Here is a 20203-nt window from a genome sequence, read left to right on the forward strand (position 1 = left end):
CGTTCATGAAACTCACCGTGGTCGGCGGCGGCTCGACCTACACACCCGAACTCATCGACGGTTTCGCACGGTTGAGGCACTCCCTGCCGATCGAGGAACTCGTGCTGGTCGACCCGGCGGCCGAACGGCTGGAGCTGGTGGGCGGGCTGGCCCGGCGCATCTTCGCCAAGCAGGGCCACGACGGCAGGATCGTCACGACCTCCGATCTGGCCGCGGGGGTCGACGGCGCCGACGCCGTGCTCCTCCAGCTCCGCGTCGGCGGTCAGGCGGCCCGCCAGCAGGACGAGACCTGGCCCCTGGAGTGCGGCTGCGTCGGCCAGGAGACGACGGGCGCGGGCGGCCTCGCCAAGGCGCTGCGCACGGTGCCGGTCGTCCTCGACATCGCGGAACGGGTCCGTCGTACGAACCCGGACGCCTGGATCATCGACTTCACCAACCCGGTCGGCATCGTCACCCGCGCCCTGCTCCAGGCGGGCCACAAGGCGATCGGCCTGTGCAACGTGGCGATCGGCTTCCAGCGGAAGTTCGCCCACATGCTGGGCGTCGCCCCCGCGGAGGTCCACCTGGACCACGTGGGCCTCAACCACCTCACCTGGGAGACGGGCGTACGGCTGGGCGGCCCCGAGGGCGAGGACGTACTGCCCAAGCTCCTTGCGGAGTACGGCGACCCGATCGCCGCCGACCTGCACCTGCCCCGCCCGCTCCTGGACCGCCTGGGCGTCGTCCCGTCGTACTACCTGCGCTACTACTACGCGCACGACGAGGTCGTACGAGAACTGCGCACCAAGCCGTCCAGGGCCGCCGAAGTGGCCGAAATGGAACGGCGGCTGCTGACGATGTACGGCGACCCGGCCCTGGACGAGAAACCGGAGCTGCTCGCCCAGCGGGGCGGTGCCTACTACTCGGAGGCCGCGGTGGACCTGGCGGCGGGGCTGCTGGGCGGCGGGGGGAACCCGTATCAGGTGGTGAACGCCTACAACCGGGGCACACTGCCCTTCCTGCCGGACGACGCGGTGATCGAGGTGCAGGCGGCGGTGGGGCCCCAGGGTCCGTCGCCGCTGCCCGTACCGGCCGTGGACCCGCTGTACGCGGGGCTGATGGCGCAGGTGACGGCGTATGAGGACCTGGCGCTGGAGGCGGCCTTGCACGGCGGCCGGGAGCGGGTCTTCCGGGCTCTGCTGTGCCACCCGCTGATCGGGCAGTACGCGTACGCGGAAACCCTCACCGACCGACTGATCGCACACAACCGGGAGCATCTCGCGTGGGCATGACCGCATCCGTCCTCGCCGTCGACGCGGGCAACAGCAAGACCGACGTGGCGGTGGTGGCGGCGGACGGGCAGGTCCTGGCCACGGCACGCGGCGGCGGATTCCGGCCACCCGCGGTCGGCGTGGAGACGGCCTTGGACGTGGTCGCCGAGGCCGTGCGGCGGGCCTTCGCCGACGCCGGGGTCACCTCCGCCGACCATGTCTCGGCATGTCTGGCCAACGCCGACTTCCCCGTGGAGGAGGAGCAGTTGGCGGCCGCGCTGCACACGCGCGCGTGGGGCACGACCGTCGAGGTCCGCAACGACACGTTCGCGATCCTGCGAGCCGGGGTCACCGAACCACGCGGGGTCGCCGTCGTCTGCGGCGCCGGCATCAACTGCGTCGGCATGCACCCCGACGGCAACACCGCCCGCTTCCCCGCGATCGGCCGTATCTCCGGTGACTGGGGCGGCGGTTGGGGCCTGGCGGAGGAGGCGCTGTGGTTCGCGGCCCGCGCGGAGGACGGCAGGGGCGAACCGACGGCACTGGCCCACGCCCTGCCCGCGCACTTCGGCCTCGACTCCATGTACGCCCTCATCGAGGCCCTGCACCTGGAGCACATCGAGCCGCTGCGCCGCCACGAACTGACGCCGGTGCTCTTCGCCACCGCGGCGGACGGTGACCCGGTGGCCCGGGCGATCGTGGACCGGCTGGCCGACGAGGTGGTGACGATGGCGACGGTGGCCCTGACCCACCTGGGGCTGCTGGAGGAGGAGACGCCGGTGGTGCTGGGGGGCGGGGTGCTGGCCGCGGGGCACGCGCAACTCGACGACCGGATCCGGGACTTGCTGGCGGAACGCGCTCCGAAGGCGGTGGCGCGAGTGGTGCGGGCGCGGCCGGTGCTGGGGGCGGTGTTGCTGGGGCTCGACCGGGTGAGGGCGGGGGCCGAGGCGCAGGAACGGGTGCGGAGTGAGTATGTGACGTAGCACCGGCGCGTATGTGACAGAGCACCGCCGCCACAACGGGACATGACACCCAGAGCTCCCACCCGCCCCCCGATGGAACCGAACCGATTCCCCCGGCGTATTCATGGGCAGGGGAGGGTGCGGAGTGCCCACGTCATGCCCGAAACTCGGGCTACACCGCTGCGATCCGATCAAGATCCAGTGAAGGCCGGTGCGGAATGTCAGTCCCGGCAGCGATACTTGCGGCGAAGGATGACCATGGGGGAGGTCAGCAGTGACACACTCGCCGAAAAGCAGCACGGCGCCACCAGCGGGCGCCGTGCCCACGATGCCATCACTACCGCCACCACCGGGCGACCCCGGCACACCCGGCCCATCCCTTCCCCCCGCACCACAGGGATCGGCCGCCCCGGACCCCACCGAGCCGCCCCGCCGCACCGCGTTCGCCGAGGGCGTCGACCGCCTCCGCGCGGCGGCCACCACGGAACCGGGCCGCCTGCGCATCATCGGCGCGGTCCTCGCCCTGCTGGTCGTCGCCTTCGGTGCCGTGACGGCCTGGCAGACGACCGAGCGGGCGGACGCGGCCGACGCCGTACTGCACAGCAGCCAGCCGCTCAGCTCGGACGCGGCCGACATCTACCGCTCCCTCGCCGACGCCAACACGGCGGCCTCCAGCGGCTTCCTGGCCGGCGGCCAGGAGTCGGCGGCGACCCGCGAGCGGTACGAGAAGGACATCCGCACCGCCGCGGCCAAGCTCGTCAACGCCGCCGCGAACTCGGAGCCCGACTCCCCGTCCGCTGAGACCATCGCCCGGCTCAACCAGCTGCTGCCGGAGTACAAGGGCCTGGTCGAGCGCGCCCGGACGTACAACCGGCAGGGCTTCCCGGTCGGCGGCGCGTATCTGCGGTATGCGAACGAGAAGATGCAGACCGAGATGCTCCCCGCGGCCGAGGATCTCTACACGAAGGAGAAGCAGCGGCTGCGCGCCGACTACGACGACGCGACGCCGTATCCCTGGGCCGCGATCGCTCTCGGCGTCCTTGTGCTCGCCGGGCTGGCCTGGGCCCAGCACCGCAACTACCGGCGCACCAACCGCGTGCTCAATCACGGCCTGGTCGCCGCGACCGCGACGGCCACGGTGGTGCTGCTCTGGCTGGTCGTCGGCCACAGCGTCGCCCGCGCGGGCCTGGGCGACTCGTACGACCACGGAGTCCGCTCGCTGAACGTGCTGAACGACGCCCGGATCGCTTCTCTGAAGGCACGCGGCAACGAGAACCTGACGCTGGTCGCCCGCGGCGCCGAGACGGTCACCACCCCGGGCGGCCAGACCCTCGACAAGTTCGACTACACCTTCCAGAAGGACATGAAGACCCTCGCCAAGGGCCTGACCGCGGCCGAGAATCTCGCCGACGACAACTCCGGCGAGCAGCCGGTCACGGCGGCCGTGGGCAACATGGAGGAGTGGCACAAGCGCCACACCGCCGCCCGCGCGGAGGACGAGAACGGCAACTACGAGCAGGCGCTGGAGAAGGTGATCGGCGCCCAGGGCGTGACCAAGGGCGCGACCGGCGAGTGCTTCGACAGCGTCGACAAGAACCTCGCCACGGCACTCAAGCACGAGCAGACCGAGTTCAAGCAGGCCGCCGGTGACGGCCTCGACGCGATGACCGGTCTGTCGGTGGGCGCCGCCGTCCTCGCGGTGCTCGGTGCCGCTGGCGCGGTACTGGGCATCGGGCGCAGGCTGTCGGAGTACCGATGAAAGGGGGCGTGACGATGCATGCACGGAGGTTCTCCCTTCGCCGCCTCCGAGCCGGCCTCAAGGGCTGGGGCGGCGTCGGTGCGATGGCGGTCGTGTGCGCCCTGGCGCTGGCCTTCGCACTGCTGCTGCCGAAGACCCAGTCCACCGGCGACGGCACGGGCACGGACGGCCAGGAGGTCGCCCACGGCAGCCAGGCGCGGGCCGAGGAGTGCACCGACCCGGAGAAGCAGACTCTGTCCCCGTCCGGCGCGGACGGCTCCACCATCGACGCCATCAAGGCCCGCGAGGGCCAGAAGCGGAAGCTGATCGTCGGCGTCGACCAGAACAGCTACCGCTGGGGCTACCGCAACCCCAACAGCGCCGGTACGGCCGAGCTGGAGGGCTTCGACATCGACCTGGTCCACCGGATCGCCCAGGAGATCCTCGGCGACCCGGACGCGGTCCAGTTCAAGGCCATCCCCACCAACCAGCGCATCCCGGCCATCCAGGAAGGCCGCGTCGACATGATCGTCCGCACGATGACGATCAACTGCAGCCGCCTCAAGGAGGTCGCGTTCTCAGCGCCGTACTTCAAGACCGGCCAGCAGGTCCTGGCCCCCAAGTCCTCGGCCATCACCGGCTACGACGACTCGCTCGCCGACAAGAAGATCTGCACGGCCGAGGGTTCCACCGCGTACAGCAAGCTGGAGAAGGACCAGAAGGCGAAGGAACTGGTCGCCTCCGCCAACATATCCACCACTGTCCCCAACCAGCTCGACTGTCTGGTGCGCCTCCAACTCGGCGAGGCCGACGCCGTGGTGACCGACGGCGCGCTCGCCGCCAGCCAGGCCGCGCAGGATCCGACGGTCGAGCTGAAGGGCGCCCCCTTCACCACCGAGTACTACGGCGTGGCGATGAAGCAGGACGCCGACGATCTGGTACGCCGGGTCAACCAGATCCTCGTGGACTACCGGGAGGACACCGCGAACGGCTGGCAGGCGTCGTACGACAGGTGGTTGTCGGCCACACTGGGTGCGGACCCGGCGAAGGCGGAACCGCCCGCACCGCAGTATCTGCGCAAGAGCTGAACCACCGTCAACGTCCGCTCCACGTCAGCCACATAGGAACGTCAACCACATAGGCACACAGAGCAGCGAGAGGTGATCGATGGGCGTCACGGGACCCCCCGGGCCGGTGATGGACCGGGACGAGGTGGACCGTGCGCTGGCGCGGCTCGGCGCGGAGCACGAGGCGATCGAGACCTCGCTCCTCGCCCTGCAGGACCACGCGGGCCGCAGACTCCTCGAAGGTGCGCAGCTGACCGGCGTCACCAAGGAGCGCTGGACGGCGGCCGAGGCGTCGATCACCTTGCTGTGGGCGTACTTCGACGCGTACACGGACGCGTTGCGCGCCGCCCGCGAGATCCGCTCCCGGCGCCGCTGGTCCAGCCGGGAGGACCTGGCGGAGCTGACCGAGCTGCTGCGCGGCGAGGCCGTCACGGTCGCGGGCTCCACCGGCGCCACGGCGAGCGCGCCGACCCTGCACGGCGGCTCGGGCAAGCTCAGCGAGCAGTTCACGCTGGTCACGCTCGTCGACCGGATGAACGAGCTGTACGCGACCTCGCTGGACATGGTCGTCGCCGCCGACGCGGTCTGGTCGGCGCTGCCCGCCCGGATCGATTTACTGGCCGCGGAGCTCCAGCGCACCCGCAAGCTCGCGCACTCCGTCGGCGTGCGCCCCGGCGAACACCCGGCCGGCGATGACCTGGAGCGCATCACCCGCACGCTGACGACCCTGCGCGAGCAGGTCATCTCCGACCCGCTGGCGTTCTGGACGCCCACGCCCGGGAGTTCGGCCCCCGGCGGTGGCCGCCCGGACACCACGGTCTACGACCGTGAGGCGCGCGCCCTGGAGGACGTCCGCCGTGAGATCGACGCCGTACTGACTGTCCGTCAGGATGCCGAGCAGCGCCTGGTCAAGCTGCGTGACGTGCTCTCCCGCGCGGACCGTACGCTCGCCGAGGCCCGCATCGCGCGCGGCGAGGTCCTGGCGAAGATCGCGGCGACGGAGGTGCCGGTCGTGAGCGGCCCGCCGACCGTGCTGCAGGAGCAGCTGGCGACGGCCGCCGAGTACCGCAGACATGCCCAGTGGCACCGGCTGTCCCCGCTTCTGGAGTCCCTGGAGCAGAAGGCGGAGGACGAACTGCTGCGGGCCCGCGAGTCGTTGACCGCGGTCACCCAGCCGCTGGCGGTCCGCGCCGAGCTGCGCGGCCGGCTCGACGCGTACAAGGCGAAGGTCGCCCGGCACGGCCTCGCGGAGGACCCGTTCCTGATCGAGCGGTACGACGCGGCGCGGCGGATGCTGTGGAGCGCGCCCTGCGACCTGCGGGTCGCCGAACAGGCCGTACTGCGCTACCAGCAGTTGGCGGCCGAACTGCTGGGCAGCCCGCGCGTCCCGGGGCAGGGCGGGCCGCAGGATCGTAGGGGGGAGCACTCGTCATGAGTCAGGCAGAGCAGAAGTGCCAGCGCCCGGGGTGCGAGGGCGCGTACGAGGACGTGGGCGGCGGCGAGCTGTACTGCGACACCTGCGGTCTGGCCCCGGTGGTCTCATCGGGAGGCATGGTCGGCTCGCCGTCCACCGGCATCAGCCGCAGCGGCAAGGGCTCGTCCGGCAGCGCGAGTTCACGCGCCAGCTCCCGCGCCAGCTCTCGTACGTCGTCGCAGTCGTCGAAGTCGCGGCGCTCGGTGTCGGGACGCCTGTCGCGCTCCCTGTCGGGCCGTTCCACGGGCCGCTCGGTGTCGGTGCGCAGCTCCGGCTCCAGCGCCGGTTCCAGCGGTCGCGGCCGGCTCGGCGTCGGACTCGTCCAGGTGCCGGGCGTGCCGCGGCCCGACCCGCGCGAGATGGTCCTGGAGAAGGCGGAGGTCCCGGAGCGCAAGCGGTTCTGCTCCCGCTCCGACTGCGGGGCCCCGGTCGGCCGGGCGCGCGGCGAGCGGTCCGGCCGTACGGAAGGCTTCTGCACCAAGTGCGGTCACCCGTACTCCTTCGTCCCGAAGCTGAAGGCGGGCGACGTCGTCCACGGTCAGTACGAGGTCGTGGGCTGCCTGGCGCACGGCGGCCTGGGCTGGATCTATCTCGCGGTGGACCGCGCGGTGTCGGACCGGTGGGTGGTGCTGAAGGGCCTGCTCGACACCGGCGACCAGGACGCGATGGCCGCCGCGATCTCCGAGCGGCGCTTCCTCGCGGAGATCGAGCACGCCAACATCGTGCGGATCTACAACTTCGTGGAGCACCTGGACCAGCGGACGGGCTCGCTGGACGGGTACATCGTGATGGAGTACGTCGGCGGCAAGTCGCTGAAGGAGATCGCCAACGAGCGCCGCACACCGGGCGGCAAGCGGGATCCGCTGCCCGTGGAGCAGGCGTGCGCGTACGGCATCGAGGCGCTGGAGGCCCTGGGCCATCTGCACAGCCGCAACCTCCTGTACTGCGACTTCAAGGTCGACAACGCCATCCAGACCGAGGACCAGCTCAAGCTGATCGACATGGGCGCGGTCCGCAGGATGGACGACGAGGAGTCGGCCATCTACGGCACGGTGGGCTATCAGGCGCCGGAGGTGGCGGACGTCGGCCCCTCGATCGCCTCCGACCTCTACACCGTCGCGCGTACGCTCGCCGTCCTCACCTTCGACTTCCAGGGCTACACGAACGTGTTCGTGGACTCCCTGCCCGACCCCGACAACATCGAGGTCTTCCGCCAGTACGAGTCCTTCTACCGGCTCCTGGTCCGCGCCACCGACCCGGACCCGGCCCGCCGCTTCGCCTCCGCGCAGGAGATGACCGAGCAGCTCACGGGTGTCCTGCGCGAGGTCGTCTCCCTGCAGACGGGCACGGCCCGGCCGTCGCTGTCGACGCTGTTCGGGCCCGAAGTGAAGGTGACGGACACCGAGTTGTTCCCCAAGCTGGAGGGGGATGTGTCGCGGTTGGGGGCGCGGGTGGTGACTCCTCGGCGGCGCGTTGCCGGTACGGGTCCTGCCGAGTTGCCGGCCGTCGGAGCGGGAAATGGACAGGGCGCCCAAGCCCTCGTCAAACCCATCGACGCGCCCGCCGCCGCGCTCGCCCTGCCCGTGCCGCACGTCGACCCGAGCGACCCGAACGCCGGGTTCCTGGCGGGCCTGATCGCCTCCGCGCCGGGCGAGTTGACCAGTGCGCTCGCGGCGGCGCCGAGGCAGTCGACCGAGACACGGCTCAGGCAGATCAGGGCCTGGCTGGAGACCGGCGACTTCGACACCGCGTTGGAGACCCTGGCGCACTTGGAGGCCGACCATCCGGACGACTGGCGGGTCGTCTGGTACCGGGGCGTCGCCGCGCTGGTGACGGGCGATCACGAAGGCGCGGCGCTCGCCTTCGACGCGATCTACGACGCCTTCCCCGGCGAGCCCTCGCCCAAGCTGGCGCTCGGCCTGTGCGCGGAGGTGCTGGGCCAGCTCGACAACGCCGCCGAGTACTACCGCCTGGTGTGGTCGACCGACCCGAGCTTCGTGTCCGCGGCGTTCGGCCTGGCCCGCGTCCGGCTCGCGACGGGCGATCGCAGAAGTGCCGTACAGACGCTGGAGTCGGTTCCCGAGTCGTCCATCCACTACACGGCCGCGCGCGTGGCCGCCGTGCGGGCGCGGCTGCGTCAGCGCACGGCCGCCGCCGGCGACGTACCCTTCCTGGAGGACCTGACCGCGGCCGCCGGGCAGGTCGAGGCCCTGGAGATGTACGGTCTGGACCCCGCGCGACGCGAGCAGTTGTCTGCGGAAGTCTTCGGCAGCGCGCTGGACTGGATACTCTCCGGTGGCCAGGGTTCCGTACCCCCCGCCGCCGGGGGACGGGTGCTGCTCGGCAGCGATCTGGACGAGCGGGGACTGCGTTTCGGCCTGGAGCGTTCGTACCGCACGCTGGCCCGGCTCGCACGGGGCGGCGAGGAGAGAATCGATCTGGTGGAACGTGCCAATCGTTACCGCCCCCGGACGTGGGTGTAGTTGATGTCGCAGATGCCCCAGCAGACCGCCCTGTCCCGGTGCCCGAGCTGCGAGGAACCCCTCGAGTCGGGTGACCGTTTCTGCGGTGCGTGCGGATACGACCTGTCCGCCGTCCCCGCACGACCGGAGGACCAACCGACGATCACCATGAACGGCTCGGCACCGCCCCCGCCGGCCGGTGCCGCCGATGTGGACTGGCCCGCCGCCCCCGGCCGGCCCGCCGCCGCGCATCTGCCGGCCGACCTCCCGGCCACGGACCCGGACGGCCACGCGATCCCCGCACAGGCACCGGTGGGCTCCCCCGTGTCCCCCGCCTCCGGTGTCCGCTTCGACCGTCCGCCGGAGCCCGACGAGTACCCGCTCCAGGCGCCCGACCCGCGCATCGCCGACCTGACGTCCCCGCCGGAGGGCACCACCGTGTGCGTCGCCTGTCGTTCCGGCCACGTCGACAACGACGGCTACTGCGAGAACTGCGGGCACGCCCAGCCCCGCGAGCGCGACCACATGGAGCAGGACGCCGGCCCGGTCGCCGCCGTCAGCGACCGCGGCCTGCGCCACCACCGCAACGAGGACGCGTTCGCCCTCGGCTGCACCACGCTGCCCGACGGCGCCCCCGCGACCGTGGCGATCGTCTGCGACGGTGTCTCCTCCGCGACCCGCCCGGACGACGCCTCCCTCGCCGCCTCCCGGGCCGCGAGCGAGTCGCTGCTGGCCGCCCTGCCGCGCGGCACGCACCCGCAGCAGGCGATGCACGAGGCGATCGTCGCGGCCTCACGCGCCGTCAACTCCCTGGCCGGGGAACCCGCCACGGCCCGCGAACACGCCCCCCACCAGAACGCCCCGGCCTGCACCCTCGTCGGCGCGATCGTGACCGCCGGACTGCTGGTCGTCGGCTGGGTCGGCGACAGCCGCGCCTACTGGGTGCCGGTGGACCGCAGCTCCCACCCCGCCCGGCTCACCGAGGACGACTCCTGGGCCGCGCAGATGGTCTCCGCGGGCCTGATGAGCGAGGCCGAGGCGTACGCCGACGAGCGCGCCCACGCGATCACCGGCTGGCTCGGCGCCGACGCCTACGAACTGGAGCCGCACACCGCTTCCTTCAAGCCGGACCGTGCGGGTGTAGTGGTGGTGTGCACCGACGGGCTGTGGAACTACGCCGAGGCGGCCGAGGAGATGGCCGAGGTCGTCCCCCTCGACGCCGCCGTGCGCCCCCTGCACAGCGCCCAGGTCCTGGTCGGTCACGCGCTCGACGGCGGGGGCCACGACAACGTAACAGTGGCCGTCGTGCCGTTCCCGGCCCCGCCGCAGGGGGCAGGATCGGCCTGAGGCCAGCGCACGAAACGGACTGGAGGGGACCAGTCCGGACACAGTCATCACCCCGCTCCTGTGGGGTTTTCGAGGGGATCTTCAGGAGATCTTCAAGGGGGAGCAGAGAAGGCATGGCCAATTTCTCGAAGTCGAACGTGCCGCAGTTCTCGGTGGACGTCTATCAGAACGAGTACCTGCCGGAGGGCGGTCGCGAGGTCAACGCGATCGTCACCGTGACCGCGACCGGCGGCGGCACGATCGGAAGCGCGGTCGCCGCACCCCACCTCTACGCGCCGGGCCAGGGCCCGGACGCGGCGGTGGCCATCATGGTCGACTGCTCCGGCTCGATGGACTACCCGCCGACCAAGATGCGCAACGCCCGGGACGCCACGTCCGCCGCGATCGACACCCTGCGCGACGGCGTGCACTTCGCGGTGATCGGCGGCACGCATGTCGCCAAAGAGGTCTACCCGGGCGGCGGGCGCCTCGCGATCGCCGACGCCACCACCCGCGACCAGGCCAAGCAGGCGCTGCGCAAGCTAAGCGCGGGCGGTGGTACGGCCATCGGGACCTGGCTGCGCCTCGCCGACGGCCTCCTGTCCTCCGCGGACGTCGCCATCCGGCACGGCATCCTGCTCACCGACGGCCGCAACGAGCACGAGTCGTCCGAGGCCCTGAAGTCCGCGCTCGACTCCTGTGCCGGACGCTTCACGTGTGACGCGCGTGGAGTGGGCACCGACTGGGAAGTGAAAGAAGTCACAGGAATCGCCTCCGCCCTGCTCGGCAGCGCCGACATCGTCGCCGACCCGGCCGGTCTCGCCGCCGACTTCACGCAGATGATGGAGACGGCCATGGGCAAGGAGGTCGCGGACGTCGCCCTGCGGCTGTGGACGCCGGTGGGCACCACCGTGAAATTCGTCAAGCAAGTCGCGCCCACGGTCGAGGATCTGACCGAGCGCCGCACCGAGTCCGGCCCCCGCGCCGGCGACTACCCCACCGGCTCCTGGGGCGACGAGTCCCGTGACTACCACGTCTGCGTCGAGGTCCCGGCCGCCAACATCGGCCAGGAGATGCTCGCCGCCCGCGTCTCGCTGGTGATCCCGCAGCCCGACGGCACCGCCCAGAACCTGGGCGCCCAGGGCCTCGTACGAGCCGTGTGGACCGACGACATGGTCGCCTCGACGTCGATCAACCCCCAAGTCGCCCACTACACCGGCCAGGCCGAACTGGCACAAGCCATTCAACAAGGGCTCGATCTCCGCAAAGCGGGCGATATCGATGGAGCAACGGCCAAACTGGGCCGCGCCGTTCAGCTCGCCAGCGACTCCGGAAATGCGGATACGGCGAAACTCCTTGCGAAGGTGGTGGACGTTGTCGACGCCGCGACAGGTACTGTGCGACTGAAGGCGAAGGTCGCGGAGGCCGATGAGATGACCCTCGAGACCCGGTCCACAAAGACTGTTCGTGTAAAGAAGTGACCTGAGACAGACGCGAGCCTGACCCCTTGGGGTTGGAGAAATCCGGTCGTCGCGGCCGGAAAGGAGAGGGGGAAGCGCCGACATGCCGACCTGCCCGAACGGACACCAGTCGGGTTCCGACGACTGGTGCGAGGTCTGCGGTCACCGCATGGCCGGTGCCGTACCCCCGCCCCCTCCGCCGCCCCCGGCCGCCGGGTACGGCTACCCGCCGCCCGGCCCGGCCCAGGCCCCGCCGCCGCCCGGCGGCCACCCCGGTGGACGCCCGCACCTGTCCGCCGTGCCGGACCCCGAGCCGGAGCTCTGCCCGCAGTGCCGCACGCCGCGTGAGGGCGGGGCGCCGTTCTGCGAGGAGTGCCGGTGGAACTTCCTGACGAACACGGCGACGTCGTACACCCCCGCGGCCCCGCGCCAGCAGGGGCCCGGCCCGGGCGTGCGCTTCCAGCAACAGCCGCCGCCCGGTCCGTCGTACGGCGGCGGTGAGTCGTACGACTACCAGAGCTCGCGTCCGTCCCAGATGAACCGGCCCGCCGAGCCGCTCCCACCGTTCGGCACGGACCCGTCGGGGCAGGGCGGCCCGCCTGGCCCTCCGGGTCCGCCCGGTCCGCATGGTGGTCATGGCGGCCAGCCCGGTCACGGCGGCCAGCCCGGCCCTGGTGGCCCGTCCGGCGGCCACGGCGGCCAGCCCAGTCCCGGTGGTCCTTCGGGCCCCGGTGGTCCGTCCGGCTTCGGTGGCGATCCGTCGCGGCAGGGTCCGCCGCCTGGGCAGAACCCCGGTGGTCGTGGCGGCCCTGGTGGCCCCAACGGTCCCGGTGGTCCCATGGGTCCCGGTGGCCCCAACGGCCCCGGTGGTATGGGTGGTCCCGGTGGACCCGGTGGTCCGGGGCATCCCGCGCAGGCGTTCCAGCAGTCCGGTCCGCCCGCCCCGCCCGCGTTCCCGCAGGAGACCAACAGGCCGCAGCAGCCCGGCGGTCAGTCCTTCGGCGGCGGCGAGGACGACTGGCTGCTCTCCCCGCCCGGCTCGACCGCGCCCGGCGGCCCTGGCGGCCCCGGCCCCGGTCAAGGCGGCTACGGCTACCCGCAGCAAGGCGCGACCCAGGCCCCGCCCCCGCCCGGCCCGGCGTACCAGCAGCAGCCGACGACCTGGCTGGCGACCATCGGTCCGGACCGTGACTACTTCATGGCGATGATGCAGCGCTCCGGCCCCGAGGCCGCGGGACTCAACCTGCCCGCGTACTCGCCCGAGCAGCAGCGCGCGCTCACCGGCAACCAGGTCACCATCGGCCGCCGCCGCCATTCCACCGGCGACACCCCCGACATCGACCTCTCGGTGCCGCCGGAGGACCCGGGCGTCTCGCACCAGCACGCGGTGCTGGTCCAGCAGCCGGACGGCAGCTGGGCGGTCGTCGACCAGAACTCGACGAACGGCACGACGGTGAACGGCGCCGAGGAGCCCATCCAGCCCTTCGTGCCGGTACCACTGCAGGACGGGGACCGGGTCCACGTGGGCGCGTGGACGACGATCACGATCCGCCGGGGTTAGCGGCTTCCGCTCACTCGGTCAGCAGGCGTGGCCGGTCGTTCGGGAGGGGCCAGGCGTACGGCCCCTCCGGGTCGTCCAGCCAGGCCCACTCGTGCTCGCCGCTGACCGTCACGCCGTAACGCTCCCGCTGCGGCTGCCCCTCGCGCTCCCACAGTGCGTACGCCTCCTGCGGTTCGAGGCTGCCGCGGCTCAGCGCCAGCAGGAAGCGGAACAGCTCGTGCTCCCGGGCCCGGCGCGGTACGCCGCCGAGGTGCGCCGGTTCCGCGTCGGGCCTGGCCGATCCGCGCAGCGGCACGAAGTAGGCGGGCGTGTGCAGGAACCGCCCCTCGGCGTGCTCGGCGTCCCGCACCTCCAGCGCGATCAGGCCGGTGGCCAGCGGTGTCAGGATGCGGGCGCCGGGATTGCACTGGGCGAGCCAGGCGCACGGGATCGAGGTCAGGGTGCAGGTCGCGATGATCCGGTCGAAGGGGGCGCGTTCCGGCACCCCGCGCGCTCCGTCGCCGGTGACGACGGCCGGGTGGTAGCCGGCGGCGGCCAGGTGCCGGCGGGCCGACTCGGTGATCTCCGGTTCCAGGTCGACGGTGGTGACCAGGTTGTCGTCGCCAAGTCGGTGGGCCAGCAGGGCGGCGTTGTAGCCGGTGCCGGCACCGATCTCCAGGATCCGGTTGCCGTCCTCCACCCGCAGCTCGACCAGCATGAGCGCCATGAGCGAGGGCTGGCTGCTGGAGGAGACAAGCTCGCCGTCCCGCAGGCGGGTGGCCAGCGGGGCATCGGCGTACGCCCCGCGCATCCAGCGTTCGCGCGTACGCGGGTCGGGGCTCTCACCCCACCGGCGTTCATAGCCGCCGACGACGCCGACGTAGTAGTACGGCACGAAGAGGTGGCGCGGCACCGCCTCGAACGCCTCCCGCCACACCGGATCCCCCGCCCAGGCCCCGCTCAGCTCGATCTCGCGCACCAGCGCGGCCCGCGCCGACGCGGCGAGGTCGTCGAGTCCGTTGTCGAGAGCGTGCGCACCCATACGTCCACTTTCCTGCGGGACGGCCCGAGAGGCGAGCACCCATACCGGTCGAACCGGAATCGACCAGTCAGCACAGATGGGGATCCACTAGTCGGGACGGTGGTCCTAAGCCTTGAGTCCTGGTCCTCCCCGTCTGAGACCATGGGTGATGTGAAAGAGATTCGGCGCGGCACGCTTCAGGAGCAGACCTTCTACGAGCAGGTCGGCGGGGAGGAGACCTTCCGCCGACTGGTCCACCGTTTCTACGAGGGAGTCGCCGAGGACCCGATCCTGCGGCCGATGTACCCCGAGGAGGACCTGGGCCCGGCCGAGGAGCGCCTCACCCTCTTCCTGATCCAGTACTGGGGCGGCCCGACGACATACAGCGACAACCGCGGCCACCCGCGTCTGCGCATGCGCCACGCCCCCTTCACCGTCGACCGCGCGGCCCACGACGCCTGGCTGAAGCACATGCGCGACGCCGTCGACGACCTCGGCCTCTCCGAGGAACACGAGCGCACGCTGTGGAACTACCTGACCTATGCGGCGGCGTCGATGGTGAACGCACCGGACTGACCAACCTACGGCGTGTGCGCGCCCCGAAGGGGCGCGGGGAACTGCGCGACCAGCCACGACGGCGCCGCAGACAACCGACGGCCCATCGCGGCACTACCAGCGGAGCGTCTAGCGAGACACGCTGACGTCCAGCGCCCCAAGTCCCACCCTGCGTACGGCGATCGACCCGTACGGCGTGCGCAGCCTGAGCCAGGCGCCCGACGAGAACAGCGCGAGCTGCGGCTCGTCGGACGCGTGAGGGTCCTGTCGTACGCGAAGAAAGCCCAGTGACTGGGCCGCGTGCACGGCCCGCACCGGCAGATGCGTGTCCCCGACCGACCGGGACCAGATCTCCCGCCCGATCCGGTCGAGTTCGGCCCGCGTACGCTCCTCCGGCGTCAACTCCTGCGTACGGGACCGGAATTCGGCGACCCCCGCCCGGACCATGGCCCGCAGGGCGTCCGGTACCGGGAGTCCCGGCTCGGGCCGCCACCCGCCACGCGGCGGCAGCACCCCGGCCCACGGGGGCCCGGTGACCTCGGCCGGGACGGCAGCGGTGGCCGCCGGCTCGTCCAAGGCCTCCAGCAGCTCACCCGCGGAGACGGTCACGTCCAGCGTGACGTCGAGCCCGTTCTCGTACGGCTTGGCGAGCCGTACCGCACGGATGGCCAGCACCTCGAAGGACGGCGGCCGCCCGAAGACGGCGAGCGCGGTCCCGGCCGCCTGCAGACGCACCGCGGCTCCACGGTCGTAGTGGAGCAGCCGGGAGAGGAAGGCGGCGAGGTCCGCCGCCTCCCCCTCGTCGGCGAGGTGGAGCACCGTCATGCGGCGACGGCCTCCTCCTCGTCGTCATCCCTGTACTCCGCGAGGAATTCCCGTTCCTCCGCCGTCAGCCGGCGGGGACGCTGCGCCTCGAAGTCGAACGGCACTATCACCGTCGAGGCCCGGACATAGACCTGGTCCGGGTCCTTGACCTCGTAGGTGATGGTGAAGGAGGCCGCCCTGATCTGGGTGATCCACAGCTCGATGTCCACGGGCGTGTGCCGGTGGACGAGCTGCCGCTTGTAGTCGATCTCATGGCGTGCCACCACCGACCCCTGCTTGAAGTCCTTCTCCGGGCGGAACAGGAAGTCGATACGCGCCTCCTCCAGGTAGCGGAGGAAGACCACGTTGTTGATGTGGCCGTACGCGTCCATGTCCGCCCAGCGCAGTGGGCAGCGGTAGATGTGCCGCAAGATCAGCCCCGGGTCAGCTTCTTGTAGGTGGCGCGGTGCGGACGGGCGGCGTCCGGGCCGAGCCGCTCGATCTTGTTTTTCTCGTACGACTCGAAGTTGCCCTCGAACCAGAACCACCTGGAGTCACCCTCGTAGGCGAGGATGTGCGTGGCGACCCGGTCCAGGAACCACCGGTCGTGGGAGACGACCACGGCCGCGCCCGGGAACTCGAGCAGCGCGTTCTCGAGGCTGGACAGGGTCTCGACGTCGAGGTCGTTCGTCGGCTCGTCGAGGAGCAGCAGGTTGCCGCCCTGCTTGAGGGTGAGCGCGAGGTTCAGCCGGTTGCGCTCACCGCCGGAGAGGACGCCGGCCGGCTTCTGCTGGTCGGGACCCTTGAAGCCGAACGCGGAGACATACGCCCGCGAGGGCATCTCCACCTGGCCCACATTGATGTAGTCGAGCTCGTCACTCACGACGGCCCACAGCGACTTCTGCGGGTCGATGTTCTCGCGGCTCTGGTCGACGTACGAGATCTTGACGGTGTCGCCGACCTTGATGCTGCCGGAGTCCGGATCCTCCAGACCCTGGATCATCTTGAAGAGCGTCGTCTTGCCGGCGCCGTTGGGCCCGATGATCCCGACGATGCCGTTGCGCGGCAGCGTGAAGCTGAGATCGTCGATGAGGACCTTCTCACCGAAGGCCTTGGAGAGGTTGTTGACCTCGACCACGACGTTGCCCAGACGCGGGCCCGGCGGGATCTGGATCTCCTCGAAGTCCAGCTTCCGCATCTTGTCCGCCTCGGCGGCCATCTCCTCGTAGCGGGTGAGCCGCGCCTTGGACTTGGCCTGACGTCCCTTGGCGTTGGAGCGCACCCACTCGAGCTCTTCCTTGAGCCGCTTCGCCCGCTTGGCGTCCTTCTGACCCTCGACCTTGAGGCGGGAGGCCTTCTTGTCGAGGTACGTGGAGTAGTTGCCCTCGTACGGGTGGGCGCGGCCGCGGTCCAGCTCGAGGATCCACTCGGCGACGTTGTCGAGGAAGTACCTGTCGTGGGTCACGGCGACGACGGTGCCCGCGTACTTCGCGAGGTGCTGCTCCAGCCACTGCACGGACTCGGCGTCCAGGTGGTTGGTGGGCTCGTCGAGCAGCAGCAGGTCGGGGGCCTCGAGCAGCAGCTTGCACAGCGCCACGCGACGCCGCTCACCACCGGAGAGGTTGGTGACGGGCCAGTCGCCGGGCGGGCAGCCCAGGGCGTCCATGGCCTGCTCCAGCTGCGTGTCCAGGTCCCACGCGTTGGCGTGGTCCAGGTCGTCCTGGAGCTTGCCCATTTCCTCCATGAGCGCGTCCGAGTAGTCGGTCGCCATGAGCTCGGCGACCTCGTTGAAGCGCTTGAGCTTGCCCATGATCTCGGCGGCGCCGTCCTGCACGTTCTCCAGGACCGTCTTGGACTCGTCCAGCGGCGGCTCCTGGAGGAGCATGCCGACGGAGTAGCCGGGCGACAGGAACGCATCGCCGTTCGACGGCTGCTCCAGTCCGGCCATGATCTTGAGAACGGTGGACTTACCGGCACCGTTCGGACCGACCACACCGATCTTCGCGCCGGGCAGGAAGCTCAGCGTCACGTCGTCAAGGATCACCTTGTCGCCGTGCGCCTTACGCGTCTTGCGCATGGTGTAGATGTACTCAGCCAAGAGAAACCGTCCGGCAGCTTGAATTCTGGCAGTGGGCAGATACACCCCATCTTGCCCGACCGCCACCCCTCGGGGGAAACGGGTATGGCCGAGCGGCCCTGACCTGGGGTTTCGCTATTGAGTTGTCAAGCATCCGTGCCGCTCAGCCCTGTCCAGGCGTCTTCTTGTTCCGTACGAGGACGAGCACGCCGCCGCCGATCACGACGAGGGCGATGGCGGTGCCGCCGATTACGGGGGTCGCGCCGGAGCTGCCGGTTTCGGCGAGGTTGGTGTCGGGGGTGGTGCCGCCGACCGTGGCGGGGCTCGGCTCGGTGAGGAGCTGGGTCGAGTCGCCGGCGTCGCCGGCCTTTGTCCGGCAGTCGAGGACGCCGGTGAACCGCTTCTGGAAGCCGCCCGGCGCCTCGATGGTGAAGTCGTACGCCTGGTCCTCCTGCAGGGGGATCGTCACCGTCCGGGACTCGCCGGCGGCGATGGTGTGCTCGATGCCCATCAGCTTGAAGGTGAAGTCCTGGTCACCCTTGTTGTCCGCGGTGAGGTCCACGCCGCCCGCGGCGCAGTTCTTCACCGCGGACAGTGCGGGTATCGGGCCCTGCTCCGCCCAGGTCGCGCTCGCCGTCGCCGAGACCGTGGACTCGCTGGAGCCCGCCAGGATCTGCGTCTGGCTGCGGCTCTCGGAGGCGAAGGCGCGGCCGACCGGCACGGTGGTCGAGGCCTGCACGGTCAGCTCGGCCGACCCGGCCGCGGCGTCCTCGGGGACCTCGAAGAACACCTGGCTGCCGTCGGCCGCGGAGGTGACGGCCTTGCCGTCCCCGTCGACGATCGTCACCCCGCTCGTGGCGGAGTCGGCAGGCGGTGTCACCGTCACGGATTCCGCGTTGGTGTGCACCGTCACCGGGCCGAGCCGCTCGCCGGAGCGGCCGGAGACCGCGGGCGGGTCCAGGGTCAGCGACGCCTTCGGCTCCGCCACGTCACGGGCGTTCTTCTCGAGGTAGTCCGCGAGCTTCTCGGCCTGCGGGTCGAGGGCATCGACGTCCACGTCGTCCGAGTGGCGCCAGATGGCCACCTGGGTGCCGGCCGCCGCGTCCTGCTCGGTGAGGCCGCCCTTGACGCCGGCCTTGGTGGCGAGCGCCGCGAGGTCGTTCACCTGCGGGTAGGAGTTCTGCAGGATCCAGCGGATCTTGCCCGCGTCCTTGTTGGCGCCCAGGGACGTACCGCTCCAGGGCGTCTCGTGGTACTTGGCGTCCTTCTGCGTGGGGTTGCGGATGTCGACGCAGTACGTCTGCAGCATGCCGCCGCCCTCGACGGACATCTCGAACAGGCCGGCCGACAGCTCCTGGTCCCCGGCCGCGTCGTGGATCACGGCCGCGCCGTACGTCTTCAGGCCGCCTATGGTCGCGGTCGCACCGCCCTGGTTCTGCGACGTCCCGTCCGCGACGGCCGTGCCGGCCCCGGCCATCACAGCCGTGGCGGCCACGAGCCCGGACACCAACGTCGCCACGGCGAGGCGGACTGCGCCTCGCCCGCGCACGGACGGCGCAGAGAACGAAGAAAACACAGAATTCCCCTTCGAGCAGGACCCTTTGACGTGGGGGGTGCGGTCCCACCAGCAGCATCACAAGCCCCGAGAGCTACGTCCCGCATCCTAAGGACGTGGCGCACCACGCCTCCCGGGGATACCGTCGGACAGCCGATCCGACTCGGAATCGTTATCGCCAAGACCCCTGGTGAACGGGGCTTATCGACAAATCCACCGCAGTGGCGCGGTGCGCATTCGCCGATAAGCCGTAGTTCAGTCGGCTCCGGGCGAAGGTGACATCACGTCACCGCCACGGGTTCCGGCTCCCGTTGAGCTTCGGCGCCCACCCTGTCCCCGGGCGGCGTCTCCCAACTGGGCTCCGACTGCGCGGGCGCCGCGCCGGTCGCCCCCATGTCCGGCTTGTTCGGGCGCCGGAAGACCGATGTCCCCCGTGAGAGGTCGTGCCCGATCGCGACCGCGTCGATGTCGGCCGACGTCCAGTTCTGCCCCTCACGTACGTCCGAACGCACCTTCAGCCTGCCCTGCACGACGACAGGGTCGCCCACCGACAGCGACGACGCCACATTCGTGGCCAGCTGCCGATTGGCCCACACCGTGAAGAAGTTGGTGTGCCCATCGGTCCAGGTGTTCTTCTCGCGGTCCAGATACCGCGCGGTCACCGCCAGCCGGAACCTCGCCGAACCGCCCGACGCCAGCTCCCGGTACACCGGCTGCGTCGCCACGTTTCCCACCGCGCAGACCATCGTCTCGTTCATCACAACCCCTCCCTCGCCCCGAGCGGTTCACCCCGGGCGGATACGCCGACGAGCCCGTCCCGTACGGCTGCGTCTGCCGCGACGACCCGGTACACCAGGTACGTCGCCGCCTCCGCGACCACCGCGTCCGCCGCGATCGCCGCAGAGCCAGACT

At 71.1% G+C, this 20203-nt stretch carries 16 protein-coding genes; 10 read left to right on the forward strand and 6 right to left on the reverse strand.

All coding sequences use genetic code 11. The features are described 5' to 3' along the window. The first annotated feature begins 5 nt into the window (after window positions 1-5). From KCH48_RS23085 to KCH48_RS23125, 9 genes are all read left to right on the forward strand, one after another. The gene (locus KCH48_RS23085; protein ID WP_210576605.1) at window positions 6-1271 is read left to right on the forward strand and encodes a 6-phospho-beta-glucosidase; all 1266 of its coding nucleotides are present in this window, start codon (window positions 6-8) and stop codon (window positions 1269-1271) included. Continuing rightward, the gene (locus KCH48_RS23090) at window positions 1262-2233 is read left to right on the forward strand and encodes an N-acetylglucosamine kinase (RefSeq protein ID WP_210576606.1); all 972 of its coding nucleotides are present in this window, start codon (window positions 1262-1264) and stop codon (window positions 2231-2233) included. Before KCH48_RS23085 ends, KCH48_RS23090 begins: the two co-directional genes overlap by 10 nt. Before the next feature lie 307 nt (window positions 2234-2540). Beyond that, a complete protein-coding gene (locus KCH48_RS23095) occupies window positions 2541-3971 on the forward strand; it encodes a hypothetical protein (RefSeq protein ID WP_246885741.1) in 1431 nt (476 codons plus the stop codon). A 14-nt stretch (window positions 3972-3985) separates the two neighbouring features. Then, on the forward strand, window positions 3986-5038 hold the full coding sequence (locus KCH48_RS23100; RefSeq protein WP_246885742.1) for a glutamate ABC transporter substrate-binding protein: 1053 nt from the start codon (window positions 3986-3988) through the stop codon (window positions 5036-5038). A gap of 79 nt (window positions 5039-5117) precedes the next feature. Then, entirely contained in the window at window positions 5118-6452 is a 1335-nt protein-coding gene (locus KCH48_RS23105) for a hypothetical protein (protein ID WP_210576609.1), read from the forward strand. Continuing rightward, on the forward strand, window positions 6449-8974 hold the full coding sequence (locus tag KCH48_RS23110; RefSeq protein WP_210576610.1) for a serine/threonine-protein kinase: 2526 nt from the start codon (window positions 6449-6451) through the stop codon (window positions 8972-8974). The genes KCH48_RS23105 and KCH48_RS23110 overlap by 4 nt, the downstream gene beginning before the upstream one ends. Next, window positions 8975-10300, forward strand: a complete 1326-nt coding sequence (locus tag KCH48_RS23115; RefSeq protein WP_210576611.1) for a PP2C family serine/threonine-protein phosphatase — start codon at window positions 8975-8977, stop codon at window positions 10298-10300. A gap of 113 nt (window positions 10301-10413) precedes the next feature. Continuing rightward, on the forward strand, window positions 10414-11760 hold the full coding sequence (locus tag KCH48_RS23120) for a VWA domain-containing protein (protein WP_210576612.1): 1347 nt from the start codon (window positions 10414-10416) through the stop codon (window positions 11758-11760). 82 nt (window positions 11761-11842) lie between these two features. Next, window positions 11843-13300: an FHA domain-containing protein gene (locus tag KCH48_RS23125; protein WP_210576613.1), complete on the forward strand. Its 1458-nt coding sequence runs from the start codon at window positions 11843-11845 to the stop codon at window positions 13298-13300. Window positions 13301-13310: 10 nt separating this feature from the next. On the opposite strand, the gene KCH48_RS23130 is transcribed toward KCH48_RS23125, so the two are convergent. Further along, complete coding sequence (locus KCH48_RS23130; RefSeq protein WP_210576614.1) at window positions 13311-14321, reverse strand: methyltransferase domain-containing protein; 1011 nt, start codon at window positions 14319-14321, stop codon at window positions 13311-13313. 141 nt (window positions 14322-14462) lie between these two features. On the opposite strand from KCH48_RS23130, the gene KCH48_RS23135 reads away from it, so the two are divergent. Further along, on the forward strand, window positions 14463-14876 hold the full coding sequence (locus KCH48_RS23135; protein WP_210576615.1) for a globin: 414 nt from the start codon (window positions 14463-14465) through the stop codon (window positions 14874-14876). Window positions 14877-14984: 108 nt separating this feature from the next. On the opposite strand, the gene KCH48_RS23140 is transcribed toward KCH48_RS23135, so the two are convergent. The 5 genes from KCH48_RS23140 to KCH48_RS23160 all read right to left on the reverse strand — a co-directional run bounded on the left by KCH48_RS23140 (window position 14985) and on the right by KCH48_RS23160 (window position 20049). Then, window positions 14985-15680: a hypothetical protein gene (locus KCH48_RS23140; RefSeq protein WP_210576616.1), complete on the reverse strand. Its 696-nt coding sequence runs from the start codon at window positions 15678-15680 to the stop codon at window positions 14985-14987. Then, window positions 15677-16090 (reverse strand): thioesterase family protein, encoded by a 414-nt coding sequence (locus KCH48_RS23145; protein ID WP_210576617.1) that lies wholly within the window; start codon window positions 16088-16090, stop codon window positions 15677-15679. The genes KCH48_RS23140 and KCH48_RS23145 overlap by 4 nt, the downstream gene beginning before the upstream one ends. Before the next feature lie 2 nt (window positions 16091-16092). Further along, window positions 16093-17757, reverse strand: a complete 1665-nt coding sequence (ettA, locus tag KCH48_RS23150) for an energy-dependent translational throttle protein EttA (protein WP_210576618.1) — start codon at window positions 17755-17757, stop codon at window positions 16093-16095. 142 nt (window positions 17758-17899) lie between these two features. Beyond that, window positions 17900-19312 (reverse strand): Cys-Gln thioester bond-forming surface protein, encoded by a 1413-nt coding sequence (locus KCH48_RS23155; protein WP_210576619.1) that lies wholly within the window; start codon window positions 19310-19312, stop codon window positions 17900-17902. Between the two features lie 260 nt (window positions 19313-19572). Then, entirely contained in the window at window positions 19573-20049 is a 477-nt protein-coding gene (locus tag KCH48_RS23160) for a single-stranded DNA-binding protein (protein WP_210576620.1), read from the reverse strand. Between the last annotated feature and the right edge of the window lie 154 nt (window positions 20050-20203).

It is taken from the genome of Streptomyces sp. GESEQ-4 (assembly GCF_017948455.1).
In the GTDB taxonomy this organism is placed as follows: domain Bacteria; phylum Actinomycetota; class Actinomycetes; order Streptomycetales; family Streptomycetaceae; genus Streptomyces.